Consider the following 16,992-nt stretch of genomic DNA (forward strand, 5'->3'; position numbering starts at 1 on the left):
GTAGATATGAAAACGGAATGCGGGTATTCCTGTACAGATATCCTGCAGAATAAGGCCAAAGGATTTCAGATGTTATCCGATTTCTGCTTTGCGGATGTTACAGGGATTCCGCGGTAGCAGAGCTCACCTTCCTCGTTTTTGCAGAACTGGCTGAAAAACTGGTCATAGCTGATCCGGCTTTCCTCCGGATAATTTCCGTGAACCATATTTTCCACAATGCCGATTGTCAGCATGGGCACGCCCTGGTCGTTGGGATAGCTGTACCAGGTAATGGGATAGGTTTTCCATGTGTGGAAGCGCTCCTTTTTCAGATGATAGCGCTCCAGCTTCTGGAGAAGTACCTGATGAACTTCCTCATGGACATAAAACGGAAAGTCAGGATTGGGTTCTTTGGAGATACAGATGTTATCCCGGTCACCGTAGAGAAACAGGGTAGGGGACAGGGGAGCGGTGGGCTCAAAATCACGGTAGGACCGGCTCTTTGACATCAGTGCTGACCAGGAGGCACAGGCTGCGAAGATGTCGCTGGCGCAGGTACAGAGCACATCTGTCATCATGCCGCCGCTGCTCTGGCCGCAGGCGTAGATGCGTCCGCGGTCAATAGGAAGTCTGCCTGAGATATTCTCAACCATTTGGCGGATGAAGGCCACATCGTCAATGGGCTGATTCCTGTAGATCCCATTCCATAGAAGGACATTTCTGAGGCCGTCTTTCTTCTGCTGATGAATTCCCGCTTCGGGGAATACGGCAATAAATTTGCGGTCATGGGCAACGGAAGACATGCAGGTGATGTCGAAAAAGGTCTCGGCGGAGCCTCCGCGCCCATGCATGACCACAACCAGTGGCCATTTGCGGTCAGGCGTACAGCCCTCAGGCACATATTCATACCAGCGGCGCGTCATTCCATCTACCTTCAGAGTATGTAAGGAAGCACCTGCCTGAAGGGGATCCTTTGTATAGCGGAGATTTTTGATTCTGAAGCTTCTGTGTCTTCTTGCCATGCCGATATAGCGCCAGGCGGTGGAAAGAGCAGAGTAGGAGATTTCTGTCACCTGTTCTGTGACCCGCACCTGAGCAATGGACTCCTCATTGATCTCACTTAGATACCGAACAGGGGAGGGCATCCAGATATAATCGGCACCCTGGCCGGAGAGGGGATCCGGCAGTACATGGTTTTGCTGGCTCCAGTATTGGACAGCCGCTGAGTTGATGCCCTCCAGATGGCTGATCATCATCCAGACAGGAAGCTGGGCCTTCTGTCCGTCGATCATAAGCTCCAGCTCGCCCTGGTCATGTTCCTTTTTGGAAACCGAAGAAAAGCCGGGGAAGGTGCTGCCCAGGTCACCGAAGGTCATTAGGCCGGACCAGTCGCTTGACATGGCGGCGGCGGCCAGCTGGGCAACAGCTGCGCCCTCACCTGCGCCGCAGGCGTAGATATTATCCTGAATTGTAACATAGTAATCGCGGCGCTGTACGGCTTCGTAGACAGCATTCATAAAGGCCGGGTCATCCGGAGTGAGCTTCCAGCCCTCCTTGGGCGGTGTCAGGACAGCGGTGTAGAGCATGTTTTCATCAGCAAGGCGGGCAAGGCCGGAGTGTTCCAGAAAGGCCAGAGGATCAGCACCAGAGGGAGGCGCAGCAATGATGCAGGGACGCGCATATTCGATCTGCTTTGGGATATAGATCAGGAAGGAGCGTTCCTGCTTCCCGATCTGGACTCTTTCTTCAAAGCAGCCGTTTATGAGAGCACGGTTTAAGTGATCAAAATCAAGTTCAAGATCTGCCATCTGTTTTGGAAACTGATTAAGTGTAAGCATAAGCTCCTCCTTTAAAATGGGTATACAGTCATGATCCACAGGATATTGACGATGGAAAGGATTACAGCGGGAAGAAGAGACTGCTTAAGAAGGCTCTTTAGATTATAGCCGCCGATATCCATGATCATTGGGACGCAAGCAGTAGCCATAGGGGTCATAAAGGCAGTACAGCAGGCGGAGGCCACTAAGAGCACCGGCCCCACGCAGCTGACTCCCATGCTTTTGCAGGCGAGAATCGCGATTGGCTGAAAGATCGCCATTACGGTGCGGTTCTGCATGATCTGTGTCAGGATAAAGGGTACCAGGTAGAATACGGCTCCGATCAGGTAGGGATTGCCCAGTTTCCCGGCTACTCCCGCGATCATGTTTCCAATGAGTTCACCGCCTCCTGTATTTGCCAGAGCGGAGCCCATACAGAGGCTTCCGGCGATCAGAAAGCCCAGATCCCAGGGAACGGCCTGATAGGCTTCTTTGCTGGAGAGAACACCTGTCAGGACAGTAATTAGAGCTCCGAAGAAGACGATCTGCCAGGAGGCCCAGGAGGGAAGGCCGACAGCGACCAGGACAGCGTTGAGCTGGGAGTTAAAGATCAGGGCGATCGTTACAAGAAAGAATACAAGATAGCCGCATTTCTCCTGGAATGGAGGGAGAGCCTTTCTGGCGGCATTCTTTGCGTTCAGCTCCTCGCTGCTTCCAAGGGCAGTAACCGGACGCTCTGGGGAGAAACGGTGGCCGAGGAAGATGCAGTACAGCATAACGGCAGCCAGGCTCAGGCATCTTCCCTTCCAGAGGTCGGTGATGGCCAGCTGGAACTGCTCATATTCGTTGGCAGTGATATAGCCATTGAGCTCAGCAAACATGGCCAGAGAGCCGCCTACTGGGATGATCCCGCAGGCAGCGATGCAGGTAAGGCCAACGCAGAAGGTTACCTTGCTGGGGCTGATTTTCAGCTCCCCGCAGCTTACGGTTACGATGGGTGCCATGATGCAGAAGGCGGCTGCGGCGCTTCCTGTCAGGGTTGCGGCCAGAACAGACGCAGCAATAAAGCCGAACATGATTTTTGTAATGCTGCCGTTTGCAAGCATGTTTACCGTTTTACCGATCATTTTTACAAATTGTGTTTTGCCGAAACCGGCTGATACAACGAACATGCTCAGTACCATGACCACATTGCTGTTGGACAGATTTCCCAGGGCATCCTTGGCGGAAATGCATCCAGTGATGAGATAAAGCGCCATACTGCAGGCGGCAACGGTTCCCAGGGAATATTTCCCCCAGACATAACCGGCGATGGTTAAAAGGCAGATTGTCAGACAGACCCCTAATAGTGTGTTCATTTGTGTGTTCCCCTCTCCTTTAAATTTTATACATAACGGCAGACATGGTCAACGGCAATATCAGAGAAGCCATAGGCTTCAGCCTTTGTAAGCCGTCCATTGCAGATTTCCTCAATGATCTCAAGAAGCATTTGCCCGCTTTCCTTAAAGGTAACGGTTCCGCGGATGATACCGCTCAGATCTACATCTATATTGTCCTCCATGCGTTGGTAGGTGAGGCCGTTGGCAGTCACCTTGAGAACGGGGACAATGGCATTGCCGGTGGGAGTTCCACGGCCTGTTGTGAAGATAACGGCATTGCAGCCGCCGGCCACCATGGAGGTGACAGAGGAAATGTCGTAGCCTGCGGTGTCCATGACGATGGCCCCTTGCCTGGTGGGGCGTTCGGCCTGGTCTAAAACCTCTACAATGGGCCGTGTCCCGCCCTTTCGGATACAGCCAAGGCTCTTTTCATCCAGGGTCGACAGGCCTCCTGCTTTGTTGCCAGGGGTGGGCTGTCCTGCGCGGCAATCCTGCCCGGCCGCCCGCAGATGCTCTTCGTAGCGCTTGCAGATATGAATGATCTGGTTGTGGATCTTGGGAGTAGCTGCCCGGGCCGCGACAATATGCTCGCCGCCGATCCACTCAATGGATTCGCTCATAATGGTGGAGGCCCCAAGGTCTACCAGAAGGTCGCTTAACTCCCCCACTGCGGGATTGGAGGCAATGCCGGAGGTCGCATCGGAGCCGCCGCATTCGATCCCAAGAAGGAGCTCAGAGATATCGCAGAGTTCCTTTTGCTGGAGGGCGGCTTCTGCAGCCATATCCCTGGCAGCGCGGACTGCCTTCTCAATGGTTTTTAAGGTGCCTCCCTCCTCCTGGATGCCGAAGGATACCACAGGCTTGCTGGTCATGGCCTGGATTTTTTTCCTCAGCTCCATGTGGGGCACGGTTTCACAGCCAAGGCCTATGATAACAACGCCGTAGACATTAGGATTGCAGGCGAAGCCGGTGAGGATCTTCTGGGACATGGCAGTGTTTTCAGCTACGTCGGAACAGCCCGTATTGAAAACAATGTTGACAGCTCCCCGGACCTGGCTGGCAACAATCCTGGCGCTTTCGCTTCCGCAGGCGCAGGTGGGAAGGATCAGCACATGATTGCGGATGCCGGCCCGTCCTTCCTTTCGTTTATAACCCCAAAATTTCATTGATCATTTTCCTCCTTCTGCGATCAGCTCGCTGTCATAGTCCCTTGGGACGCTGTAAATGTTGTTGTGGGATACCCAATCGCCCCGTCCAATGGGATAGTTTGTTTTTCCGATGGTTTCACCGTATTTGATGACCGTAGCTCCCTTGTCCAGATCTTTCAGGGCAATTTTGTGACAATAAGGAATGTCCTCGTTGGCGGTAAGGCTACAGAGGACTTCGCCTTTGCGGTATACCACCTGTTCTCCGGCGGCAACCTCCCTGACACAGGTTACAACATTATCCGTTTCATCCATCAGCAGTCCATTGATTTCCATGGAGTCAGCTCCTTTCATTAAATCTGGCTTTACAATAACATGGATATAATATATAATCAATTTTATAAATTTTATATTAATATTAATGGAGTTTATAGTATATGGAGCAGGAAATGCGCTACGCCTACGAGGTATTCCGTGAAGGAAGCTTTTCCAAGGCGGCGGAGAAATTATTTATTACACAGCCGGCTTTAAGCATTGCGATACAAAAGCTGGAGGCAGACATTGGCATGGCTCTTTTTGACCGGAGCAGAAGGCCGCTTAAGCTGACTGCCGCAGGGGAGATTTATATCAATACTATCTGTAAAATACGGGATTTGGAGCATGACCTGGAATGCCAGATCCATGATATTCAGAATTTAAATACGGGAAGTATACGGCTGGGAGGCTCCCACTATCTGAATGCTTATATTTTGCCGGACATTCTTACAGGGTTTGGCCGCCTGTATCCGGGGATCCGTCTGGAGCTTGTGGAGGAGGGTTCCAACGTTTTGGCCAAAATGCTGAGTGAGAGGAGGCTGGATCTGACCTTCAGCTGCAATACGGTTTTTATGAGAGAGTTTGAGCGCTATGAGGTTTTCCATGACCATATTCTTCTTGCCATTGCCAAGGATCATCCGGCCAATGGGCTGGTGCCGGAAGCGAGGCTGTCGGCGGAGGACATTAAGAGGGGGGTCCATTTGTCCGAAGGCTGTCCTTCTGTGTCCCTGAAAGTATTCCGGGATTTGGAATATATCCTGCTGACAGAAGGGAATAACCTCCATGACAGGGCTTTTAAGATGTTTCAGGAGGCAGGTTTTTCACCGAAGGTCAAGCTTATGCTGGCCCAGCTTGTTACAGCCTACCGTCTTGCAGCCAGTGGCCTTGCGGCAGCTTTGGTCAGTGACCGTCTGGTCCGCGATCCCAAGGTCTCTCTGTACTTTTATAAGCTGGACTCCGAAGAGACGGTCAGGCGCTTCTATGCCCTGCTGCCAAACCGGCTCTATACCTCCCATGCTACAAAAATGTTTATTCAGTATCTGCTGTTAAATGTTTGATGAGGGATTCCTGTTTCGTTTGATTTCCGAGAATTTCTGAGCAATTTGGAAGGAGGAGCTCCTGCTCTGCGGATCCGGGACCTGGATACAGAGCATTGCAGGAGCAGGTCAAACATGTTAAAATAAGCCCGGAGATAAATCATAAACAGGGGAAAAAGAATATGTTTGATATCAGCAAATCAGATGTGACGGAATGTAAGGGGCCGGCGCATGACGGGCAGCAGCCGGAGGAAGAATCATGCTGCTATGAAAGCGGAAACGTGTATGGAAGGATGGGGTTAATGATGAATAAAATAAAAGAGAGAAGCTGGGATACATGTGTGGCATTTCACGGACATGAATGCGGGGGGCTGACGATCGGATATAAGGCAGCCCTCTATGCGGTTAAGCTGCTGGAGCTGGCATTTTCCGAGGACGAGCAGGTGGTTTGTATCTCGGAAAATGATGCCTGCGGCGTGGATGCCATACAGGTTATGCTGGGCTGCAGCATCGGAAAGGGAAATCTGCTGTTCCATATGACGGGCAAGCAGGCATTTTCCTTCTACTGCCGCAGCACCGGACGCTCCGTCAGGCTGGTCCTGAGGGAAAAGCCCCAGGGTATGACAAAGGAGGAAGCCTTTGGGTACTACCAGAGCCGGACGCCGGAGGAGCTGTTTGAGGTGAAGAAAACTGCCATCCCTCTGCCGGAGCAGGCGCGTATTTTTGATTCCTATATCTGTGAATGCTGCGGGGAAAGAACAGGAGCCAACTGGATCCGCATACAGGGAGGGAAAAAGCTGTGCGTGGATTGTTACGGAACGTATGACCGGTTCCAGGTATAGGGAAGGACAGGCGCGAAAAGAGACCGGCAGCTGCCGGTGTTCCCAAGGAACACAGCCGCTGCCGGCCAGTAAAGCCTCGGCAGACCGTCCGTTATTTCAGGAAAAACCGTATCAGCTTCCCATTCACCCACCTGTAAGGCTGATACCTCATAGGCAGGTCGATCCAGGTCTTCTTGTCCACAATGCTTTTCGCGTGGGAAAAGGTGTCGAAGCCTGCTTTTCCATGGTAAGCGCCCATGCCGCTTTCCCCAAAGCCGCCAAAGCCCATCTCGCTGGTGGCAAGGTGGATGATGGTGTCATTGATGCAGCCGCCGCCGAAGCCGCACCGGGAGGTGATTTTTTCGGCGGCATTTTTGTCCTCTGTAAAGACATACAGGGCCAGGGGATGGGCCATGGAATTGATCCTGTCTATGGCCTCCTCAAAGGATCCGTAGGTAAGGACGGGCAGCAGAGGGCCGAAGATCTCCTCCTGCATGACGTCATCCTCAAAGGTCACATGGTCCATAACGGTGGGTTCGATCTGAAGGGTACCGGGATCTGCTTTTCCGCCCCAGACCACCTTTGACGGGTCTATAAGGCCGGCTATCCGGTTAAAATGCTTTTCATTTATGATCTTTCCATAGTTCCTGTTTTCCAAAGGAGCCTTTCCAAACTGCTTTCGGATCTGCTTTTTGATCTCCGCCACCAGGGCATCCTTCACATCCCGGTCACAGTAAATATAATCAGGTGCCACACAGGTTTGGCCGCAGTTTAAAAATTTGCCGAAAACGATCCGCCTGGCCGCCAGCTTAAGATTCGCGCTTTTTTCTACCACACAGGGGCTTTTTCCGCCTAATTCCAGCGTCACCGGAGTCAGATGAGCAGCTGCCTGCCTCATGACGTCCTTTCCCACGGCCTGGCTTCCTGTGAAGAAGATATAGTCAAAATGCTGGTTCAGCAGACAGGTGTTTTCTGCCCGTCCTCCTGTGATGACAGCCACGTAAGGCTCATCAAAGCATTTTTCGATCAGCTTCTTTATGATCCCGCTGGTAAAAGGAGAGTAGGCGCTGGGCTTTAACACGGCGGTATTGCCGGCTGCGATGGCGTCCACCAGGGGATCGAGAGTCAGCAGGAAGGGATAATTCCACGGACTCATGATCAGCGCCACTCCGTAAGGGGAGGGCTTTATGAAGCTTCGGGAATGGAACTGGGCCAGGGGTGTGGGAACACGCTTTTCCCTTGCAAAGGAGCGGATATGCTTTATCATGTAGCTGATCTCGCTGAGAACAAGCCCTGTTTCACACATGTAGCTCTCAAAGCCGCCTTTTCCCAGATCCTTCCCGATGGCTTCTGTGATCTCCTCCTCGTAGTGGAGGATCCCGGCCTTCAGCCGTTCTAAGGCGCGTATACGGAACTCGATGCTTAAGGTGGCCCCGGTGCGGAAATATTCCCGCTGGCGGTCAATGATCTGTTTGATTTCCTGCTCTGTCATGATCTGTTTCTATCCTTTCCTTATAGATTTTTATAAATTCCCATCAGACGGCCTGAAGCTGTCTGCACCATCTGCCTTTTCCATTAAAAGATAATAAAATTGTTCCAGCTCCTCTGCATCCATCAGCACAGGCACAGGATAGAGGGGATTAGCCTCCTTATCCGCATAGCGGGCCAGCTTTGGGATGTCCTCTTTTCGGATCTCCTTCACCGTGTCACCAATCTGGAAACGCTTTTTCATATCCTTCACTGCCTGGATAAAGCTTCTGGCAGCCTCGTCACAGGGAGTATCCTTCTTTGCTGCATGGGCTGCAATGGCGAGCTGGCGCAGCTTTTTGCAGTAGGAGCCGGGAGCGTTCCTGCGGGCAGCTTTTTTGGAGGCAGCCCGGCTTCCGGTTTTACAGTCTGAATCACAGCCTGTCCCGCTGGCTTCCAAGTACGCCTCCAGCACAAAGGGCAGCAGGATCGCATTGGCCAGTCCATGGGGAACATTGTATTCCCCGCCCAGGGAGTGGGCCACGGCATGGACGTATCCTACATAAGATTTGGTAAAGGCACAGCCGGCGTAAAAGGAGGCCTTCAGCATATTTGCCCTGGCCTTTACATTGCCTCCGTCCTGATAAGCAGTATCCAGGTTTTCAAAGATCAGCCGCACCGCCCGCAGGGCGTCCCTCCGTGTTTCCTTTGTGGTGGAATTGCCGATGTAGGCCTCCACCGCATGGGTCAGGGCATCCATGCCCGTGGTGGCAGTGATAAAGGGCGGAAGGCTTAAAGTGACCTTTGGATCCAGCACAGCGTAGCGGGGGATCAATGGAAAGTCGTTGATCGCGTATTTATGCCTGGTCTCAGAATCCGTGATAACAGCCGCCAATGTGGTCTCGCTTCCCGTTCCCGCTGTGGTGGGAACAGCAATGAGCAGGGGGATCCTTTTATGCACCTTCAGAATCCCCTTCATATGAGACAATGGCTGCTTTGGCTTGACGATCCGTGCCCCCACAGCCTTCGCACAGTCAATGCTGGAGCCGCCTCCGAAGGCCACGATGGCATCGCAGCCTTCCTGACGGTAGAGCTCCAAAGCCTCTGCCACATTGGCAGTGGTGGGATTGGCCACGGTTTTATCGTACATGGAATAGCTGACACCGGCCAGAGCCAGGGCTTCCTCCAGCCTCGCTGTAAGCCCCAGGCCCCGTATGCCGGCGTCTGTGATGATCAGGACATGGCTGCAGCCGTGCTTTTTTATGATTTCCGGGATCCTTGTCACGCTGCCCGCGATTTCCGGTTTTCGGTAAGGAAGAAAGGGCAGTGCAGCCTTAAAGGCAGTCTGGTAGATCCGGCAATAGCTTTTTTTCAGTTTGTTCATGGTTTTTTATCCCCCTTTTCCTGTTTTATCTTACTTGATTGGAGGAAAATTTGCAATGCGCAGCAGCAGGGAAATATTTTTTTCTGTGTTTGTGCTGCCTGGTTTTGATGAATAGCCGAAATGCAGCGAAAAGCAGATGGGAAAATGAAAATCATTGATTTCGGGGAGAGGAGACTTTATAATTATCATATAGAAAAAGATTGAGAATAGGGAAAATATATGAAATCAGAACAATATGAACTGCTATTGGATTCATTCCGGATGACCGGAGTTTATGTCATACGGGAAGATGATCATGAAATCCTGTATTTTAATAAGCGGATAAAGGAGATCGTGCCGGAGATCAGGGAAGGCATAGTCTGCCATGAACTGTGGAAGGGAGCCTGTTCTAACTGCCCCGTGCTTTCCATGAAAGAGAAGGACGAAGCGCGCTCTGTCAGCTATGATTCCCCCTTTGGAAGAGCAGTAGAGATCACAGCGAAAAGGATCCTCTGGGAAGAGGCGGTTTCAGCCCTTATGATTACGGTCACTCCTTATGAGGAAGATTCAAATTATGTATATTATAAGGTGCTGCGCGGAAATCTGAGCGCAGACAGCTTCAGTATCGTCAAAGCAGATGAAAAAGAAATGCGGGATATGCAGGGATATATGACCTCTCTTTCTGCATGGTTTGAAGGTATTGCGTTATGCGGCTACATTTATGAGGAGGATGTTGAGCGGTATCGGAAGTTTGTTCAGATAGATCGGCTGAAAACGGAGTTGAGAGACAATGCGAAGGTTCTGAACTGCCTTTACCGGCGGAAAGCAGGAAACGGCTTCCGATGGCATACGCTGGAGATTGCCCCGGATTTTGAGTATACGGAGGATAACCAGCGTATCATGATCCGTGTGAAGGATGTGCATGATATTTTCAGGGACGGGCTTGAGCGGGAAGAAATCAACATTCGGAACCAGGAGATCATTCATTCTCTGGGAGAGATGAATTTTGCTATTTATGTGGTAGATCTGCAAAATGGCGGCGTAAATATTGTGCGTACCACAGAGTTGGTCAGACGGGCCGTGGGAAGGGACATCTTTTTATGGGATAATATTTTTAAGGGCAAGTCAGCTGAGCACATCGCTTCGGAGGACCAGGAAGAATTTGCCCATAAATTTTCTCTTAATGCGATGAGGCAGGCATGGGAGAAGAATGAAAGAAAACAGAATCTTGTATGCAGGGCATTTCTCTACGGTGAGTGGCGCCATATATCGGTAACCGCTTATTTCAAGGAGAATCAGAGACAGGGCGGATATGCAATTCTGACCTTCCAGGATGTGAATGAGCAGACAAAGAAAAATATGGAGCGCACCTGGAATGACCGGAGAATGGCTGCTATCATCCGGTCAAGATTCAGTATCTTGAATATTGTTGATTTGGAAACAGGAAAATGTGAGAGGATCTATCTGAGGGAAGGAACTACGGAAAATCGGTTAGAAGGAGATTACAGCTACTATATCCGGAAAGCGCTGGATACGTTTGTGGCAGAGGAGGATAAAGAGGGTTTCAGGAATACATTTTTACTTGAAAATCTCCGAAAGAAAGCGGAGGATGTACAGAATTTTAAGGAAGAGATCTTTCAGTACCGGAGTAAAACCGCTTCCACACTGTGGGTTGAGGAGCAGGTGTTTTATATACGGCAGGGAAATAAGACGGTGGTCAATATATTGGGACGCGATATTACTTCCGAAAAGCTGGAGGAGGAGCGTACCCGCAGGGATGTTCGGGAAAAGACTTCCATTATCAGCAGTTTAAGCAGCATGTTTTTTGCCACGTATTACTTAGATCTGGAGAATGATACGTTCCGGCCGGTAACCCAGAAGGCGGAGGTTGGAAGCGTTTTAGGGGATGAGAAAAATTGTACCCAGGGATTTTTGCTGTATGCCCAAAACTTTGTGCATCCGGATGACCGGGAGGAATATCTTGCAAATATCAGTCATAAGAATTTATGCAACACTCTGAGCAGGGAACATCCGCTGATCGCTTTTGAATACCGCAGGCTGCCATATGGGGATAGCGGGATGGCCTGGATCCGTGCCACTGTGGTGCTGGCTGCAGCAATTGACAAAAGGCCGACCCAGGCAGTGTATGTGGTGCAGGATGTGACCGAAAGCAAGCGAAAAGAGGCACAAGAGCAGCAGGCATTAAGAGAAGCATGCAAAGTGGCGAATCATGCCAATGCGGCCAAGAGCGAGTTCATGTCAAGGATGAGCCACGATATCCGGACTCCGATGAATGCGATCATCGGAATGACAGCCATTGCAGGAAAGTATCTGGAGGATCATGAGCGTGTGGCGGACTGCCTGGGTAAGATCACGGTTGCCAGCAAGCATCTTTTGGCGCTGGTCAATGAGGTGCTTGACATGAGCAAGATAGAATCCGGGAAAATAGATCTGGCGGAAGAGGAAATCAACTTATCTGATCTGATCGGGAATCTTGTAACAATGATCAGGCCTTCCATGGATCAGAAGAACCATAACTTCAATGTGCATATTGCGAATGTGGAGCATGAGCAGGTGATCGGCGATTCCATGAGGATACAGCAGATCTTTATGAATATACTGGGAAATGCAGTGAAGTATACACCGCCCGGCGGTGACATTGAGATGGAGATCAACGAGAAACCATCCTCTACGTATGATTATGGCTGTTATGAATTTGTTTTCCGGGATAATGGGATCGGAATGAGCAAGGAGTTTCAAGAGAAAATGTTTGAACCCTTTAGCCGCGCAGAGGATTCGATGGTCAGCAAGACCGAAGGGACCGGCCTGGGAATGACGATAGCCAGAAATATTGCCCGCATGATGAATGGGGATATCCTGGTGGAGAGCACACCCGGCAAAGGATCACAGTTCATAGTCATATTGTCTTTCCGGATTGCCCATACGGCGGCGCCCAATACGGACAGGCTTGTGGACCTGCCGGTACTTGTGGTGGACGATGATGAGGCGGCAAGCCAGATGACCTGCATGATCCTGGAGCATATTGGGATGAAGGGCGAATACGTATTGAACGGAAGAGAAGCCGTGGAACGTGTATGGGAACATCACCAGGCAGCTCAGGATTATTTTTCTGTAATTTTAGACTGGAAAATGCCGGATATGGATGGGATCGAGACGGCCCGGGCCATCCGCAAAAAGGTGGGTCCCGATGTTCCGATCATTATCCTGTCGGCATATGACTGGAGCGATGTGGAGGAGGAAGCACGCCGTGCAGGCGTCAATGGTTTTATATCCAAGCCGCTGTTTAAGTCGCGCCTGGTCTACCTGTTCAACCAGATTGCTGCAGGCGATGAGGAAGAGGAGCCAGTGGAAACAGGCCTGCCTGACGAAGCCGGGCTTTCAGGGAAGAGGATACTTCTGGTTGAGGATAATGAACTGAACCGGGAAATAGCCGAAGAACTCATCGGAGAGACCGGGGTGACGGTAGAGAGCGTGGAGAATGGCCAAAAAGCGTTGGAACGTTTTGAGCAAGTGCCGGAGGACTACTTTGATATGATATTTATGGATATTCAAATGCCGGTTATGAATGGATATGAAGCAACTGCTGCGATCCGCCGGCTTCCCCGGAAGGATGCGGCCAGGATCCCGATCATTGCCATGACTGCCAATGCTTTTGCGGAGGATATACGAAAGTGTGAGAATGCAGGCATGAATAGCCATCTTGCAAAACCACTGGACATCAGAAAGATGATACAGTGTCTGAAAGCATGGACGTGATGAGAAGAAGCCTGGACCGTCTTTTCGGTGAAGCTTCAGATAAAAATGGCCGAAGAAAAGGCGGCAGGAATCGGTGACTTATGTAAATAAGCACTGTTCCTGCCGCTTTTTCCTTTTATATTCAGGCAAAACGTTAATTGTCACTTCGGGGTAAATATGTTATATTATCAACAGAAACCATGAGTTTTGTCTAAAAATAAAGAGAGGAAATCATGATTACAAGACAAACAACAAAAACAATATACGACCTAGTTCAGAATGCCGGCAGTGATTACAGTGACCGGATTTTTTTGCGTTATGAGGACAATGACGTTGTCTATGATGTGACCTATGGAGAGTTTGCAGCAGAGTGCCGGGCGATCGGTGCCTGGGTCCATGACCAGGATCAGAAGGCGGGACACAAGGTGCAGGTAGGACTTCTAGGAGGCAGCAGCCATCACTATCTGACCGTGCTCTTAGGTGTTATGGGAAATGGAAATATCAGCATCCCTCTGGATATCCAGATGAATGTGGACACCTTAAGCGACTGTTTAAACCGCTCGGATGTTGACATCCTGTTCTATGACTGGGAGCACCATGCCCTGGTGGAGGGTGTCAAAGAGCGCTGTCCGGGCGTAAAGGCATACATATCCCTGCAGCACGGAAAGCACGTGCCCTGCTCGGACAATATTTTAAAGGAATACGCCGGCCGCAGTGTCACCCCTGAGGTCTCCGGGAAGGACTGCGCCATGATCCTTTTTACCTCCGGCACCACCGGAAGGGGAAAGGGCGTTATGCTCTCCAACGGGAACCTGATCGATAATACCTTCTGCACCACAGACAAGGAGCACCCGGAGAATGAGGTCTACTTGAATGTGCTGCCCATTCACCATGTATTCTGTATCAACGGAGATATCCTGATCGTGATGCGCTACGGAAGCATGCTCTGCTTAAACCGCGACATGGCAAAGCTGGCAGACCATATCCAGCTTTTCCAGCCAACAGTCATCCGTATGGTGCCCATGATTGCAAAGGCCCTGTACAACAGGATCGCCATCCTCACAAGGCAGGAGCCCGGAGTATCCATCCATGCCATGCGCGACCGTGTGCTGGGACGCAGGCTCCACAAGATCATCAGCGGAGGCGGCTACTTGGCGCCGGAGCTGGCAGCCAACTTTAAGCGCCTGGGCATTTCCATTGCTCAGGGCTACGGCATGTCAGAGTGCTCCCCGAAGATATCCTCCCCTGATTGGAACCGCCCGGACAAGGTGGCATCTGTGGGCAGGATCGTGGAGGGCTGCCAGGTGCGCATTGTGGACGAGGAGATCCAGGTAAAGAGCCCCTCTGTGATGATGGGCTACTACAAGGAGCCGGACAAGACCGCGGAGGCTATAACAGAGGACGGCTGGCTCTGCACAGGTGATATTGGCTATGTGGATGAGGAGGGCTTCCTCTACCTTACAGGCAGGAAGAAGAATCTAATCATCTTAAGCAACGGCGAGAACGTGGCTCCGGAGCAGCTGGAGAACCTGTTTGAAAATGAGCGCCTGATCGAGGATATCCTTGTATTCGGCGAGGATGACACCATCTGCGCCGAGGTCTACCCCAACCTGAAATTCGCAGACGCGGCAGGCATTACGGATATCCGGTCCGCAGTGGCAGAGATCATAAAGAAACATAACCAGGATCTCCCCTCCTATAAGCGGATCATGAAAAACAGGATCAGGGAGACTCCATTTGCAAAGACCTCCTCAAAAAAGATCATCCGCAACCAGTATTTCACTCAGAAAAAGAAGGAAGAGGAGGAGCTTGCAAATGTCCGTCAGCCGGAAAATGAGCTTCAGCAAAAGCTTTACGACGCCATTGCAGATACCCTGGGACACCGCCGTTTCGGCATTGACACGGATGTCTACGAGGCAGGGCTGGACTCCCTGGGAAGCGTGCTGCTCCTCACAGATCTTTACAACCGCTTTGGGCTGTCCATGACCTTAAATGACCTGATGCTCCACCCGACAGTGGAAAAACTGGAGGCCTTCTTCCAGGAGCAGAAGGAGGGCGGACAGGTGGATTACACAGTGCGGGATGTGTACCCCCTCACAAATCTGCAGCTCTACTTTGCCTACGTGATGCGGGGCAACACCACGGCCAACCTGCCATTTTTGTTCCGCTTGGATAGGCGGGTGAACATCTACCGGTTAAAGACAGCGGTGGAGGCCCTGTTTGATGTCCATCCTCAGTTAAAGGGCGTGATCCAGCTGTCAGAGGGTGTGTATAAGAATTTCCGCTATGACAGCAGGAAGGTGGTCATCCCCATCACAGAGCTGTCTGACGAGGCCTGGGATAAGGTCAGCACGACCCTCCTTAGGCCCTACACCTACACAGAAAATGAGCCATTGTACCATGTGGGCATTTATAAGACGGATACCGCTAATTATCTGTTCTTCGACATTGCCCATATCATGGGCGACGGCATGACAATGAATATCCTGTTCGAGGATCTGAATGCCCTTTACCGGGGAGAGCAGGTGGAGAAGGAAAACTATACCTTCTACGAGTACATACTTGACGAAAAGGACAAGGATGCAAGGGGCCTGCGAAAGCAGAACGGAGAATACTATAAGGAGCTCATGAAGGATTTCAGGGTGAGAAAGAGCATTCTGAACCGGAAGGATTTCGGAGGCCTTTCCCACGGGGAAAATGCAGCTATCAGGGAGCGCTTTGACTCCCTGAGCAGAAAGAAGCTGACAGCCTTCTGCAAGAGCAACGGCGTCTCTGAAAATGTGGTCTTCCTCACAGCCTTCAATTACTGCATCGGCATTTTCAGCAATGAAAAGGATACGGTCAGCTCCAGCATCCACAGCGGAAGGACAGACAGCCGCTGGAACAGGCTGGCAGGTCCTCTGTTTTTGACCTACTTTTTCCGCTACACCAATGTGCCCCATGAGACCGTGCCGAAGCTTCTGAAGCGTTCAGGCCAGCAGATCATGAACACCATGCGCTGCTACATTTCCAACCTCCATGCAGACGAAATGTTCTTCCAGTATCAGGGAGACATCCTGAATCTGGATGAGATCGGCGGCCTTCCGGCGGAGCGCATGAGGATGCAGTTAGACTCCCTGCCCTTCCATCTCCAGGTGATGTCCGATTACAGGGGATATTATTACGAACTGCGCTACTGGGAGAACCGGTTTGATGCAGGACAGCTCCGCATCTTCATGACCTGCATGGAGGCCATTGTGGAGGCAATGCTGGAGGAGCCCTCTGTGCGCCGCTTGAAGAAGCATCTGCCGGAGAAGGTGTTCCCGAAGCACTACTTTGTGGAGGCGGACAAGGTCAATGCAGCTGCAGGCTGCGATCTCATAGAGGGAGTGGCAGGAAAGACCATGGTAAAGGCCTATGTATTTGATGACACCTGCCGCAAGCAGCCTATTGGCGGCTGGGGAGACCTCTATATCATGGATCATCCCACCAGGGACTGTGTGGACAAGATCACAAACCCCTATGGGCCGGGCGTCCTCTATAAGACAGGGCGTACAGCCAGGATCCTGCCGGACGGCTCCATTGATATGCTGGAGCAGGGCGGAAGGACAGTCATGATGGAGAGCGTCACAGGACGGAGCTTTCTGGATCTCTACAAGCTGGAGACCGTGCTGTCCGGCCATCCCGGGATCAGCAGGGCCGAGGCTTATGTGCAGTATGGTGAGGACAATAAGCTTTATCTCACAGCAGATGTTTACTCCGGGGCTGAGCTGGAGGCGGAGGAGCTGAAGGCCTATGTCGAAGCGCGCTGCGGAAAAACACTTGTACCCAGCCATATCGTTTTCAAAAAACAGTAAAAAAACAGCATAAAACGTAAAAATTGTAAAAAACGGCGAAGGAAAATTTGCCGTTTTTTACGTTATATATAATATAA

10 protein-coding genes are annotated in these 16,992 nt (G+C 51.2%); 4 read left to right on the forward strand and 6 right to left on the reverse strand.

Going from position 1 to position 16,992, the window contains the following annotated elements; all coding sequences use genetic code 11:
* Window positions 1–65 precede the first annotated feature (65 nt).
* Genes LIZ87_RS00550 through LIZ87_RS00565 form a run of 4 tightly spaced genes read right to left on the reverse strand, consistent with a single transcriptional unit; the run spans window position 66 to window position 4,656 of the window.
* Window positions 66–1,817, reverse strand: a complete 1,752-nt coding sequence (locus tag LIZ87_RS00550) for a PHB depolymerase family esterase (protein WP_178314561.1) — start codon at window positions 1,815–1,817, stop codon at window positions 66–68.
* Between the two features lie 11 nt (window positions 1,818–1,828).
* Complete coding sequence (locus tag LIZ87_RS00555) at window positions 1,829–3,154, reverse strand: SLC13 family permease (protein WP_178314563.1); 1,326 nt, start codon at window positions 3,152–3,154, stop codon at window positions 1,829–1,831.
* A gap of 26 nt (window positions 3,155–3,180) precedes the next feature.
* The gene (locus tag LIZ87_RS00560; RefSeq protein ID WP_227144752.1) at window positions 3,181–4,341 is read right to left on the reverse strand and encodes a UxaA family hydrolase; all 1,161 of its coding nucleotides are present in this window, start codon (window positions 4,339–4,341) and stop codon (window positions 3,181–3,183) included.
* Between the two features lie 3 nt (window positions 4,342–4,344).
* Window positions 4,345–4,656 carry a UxaA family hydrolase gene (locus tag LIZ87_RS00565; protein WP_227144754.1) on the reverse strand — a complete coding sequence of 104 codons (312 nt, stop codon included), beginning with the start codon at window positions 4,654–4,656 and terminating at the stop codon, window positions 4,345–4,347.
* A gap of 101 nt (window positions 4,657–4,757) precedes the next feature.
* Here LIZ87_RS00565 and LIZ87_RS00570 point away from each other — a divergent pair, with 101 nt between their 5' ends.
* Window positions 4,758–5,693 (forward strand): LysR family transcriptional regulator, encoded by a 936-nt coding sequence (locus tag LIZ87_RS00570; protein WP_227144756.1) that lies wholly within the window; start codon window positions 4,758–4,760, stop codon window positions 5,691–5,693.
* Between the two features lie 161 nt (window positions 5,694–5,854).
* The gene (locus tag LIZ87_RS00575; RefSeq protein ID WP_330664503.1) at window positions 5,855–6,514 is read left to right on the forward strand and encodes an FmdE family protein; all 660 of its coding nucleotides are present in this window, start codon (window positions 5,855–5,857) and stop codon (window positions 6,512–6,514) included.
* Between the two features lie 91 nt (window positions 6,515–6,605).
* Here LIZ87_RS00575 and LIZ87_RS00580 read toward each other — a convergent pair whose 3' ends face one another.
* The gene (locus LIZ87_RS00580) at window positions 6,606–7,985 is read right to left on the reverse strand and encodes an aldehyde dehydrogenase (protein ID WP_178316286.1); all 1,380 of its coding nucleotides are present in this window, start codon (window positions 7,983–7,985) and stop codon (window positions 6,606–6,608) included.
* Between the two features lie 30 nt (window positions 7,986–8,015).
* Window positions 8,016–9,344: an iron-containing alcohol dehydrogenase gene (locus tag LIZ87_RS00585; protein ID WP_178316285.1), complete on the reverse strand. Its 1,329-nt coding sequence runs from the start codon at window positions 9,342–9,344 to the stop codon at window positions 8,016–8,018.
* A 219-nt stretch (window positions 9,345–9,563) separates the two neighbouring features.
* On the opposite strand from LIZ87_RS00585, the gene LIZ87_RS00590 reads away from it, so the two are divergent.
* Together LIZ87_RS00590 and LIZ87_RS00595 are read left to right on the forward strand one after the other, a co-directional pair.
* Window positions 9,564–13,100 (forward strand): hybrid sensor histidine kinase/response regulator, encoded by a 3,537-nt coding sequence (locus tag LIZ87_RS00590; RefSeq protein ID WP_227144758.1) that lies wholly within the window; start codon window positions 9,564–9,566, stop codon window positions 13,098–13,100.
* Window positions 13,101–13,312: 212 nt separating this feature from the next.
* Window positions 13,313–16,915: an AMP-binding protein gene (locus LIZ87_RS00595; RefSeq protein ID WP_227144760.1), complete on the forward strand. Its 3,603-nt coding sequence runs from the start codon at window positions 13,313–13,315 to the stop codon at window positions 16,913–16,915.
* The last annotated feature ends 77 nt before the right edge of the window (window positions 16,916–16,992 follow it).

The organism is Lacrimispora sp. 210928-DFI.3.58, assembly GCF_020554865.1.
Taxonomy (GTDB): domain Bacteria; phylum Bacillota; class Clostridia; order Lachnospirales; family Lachnospiraceae; genus Enterocloster.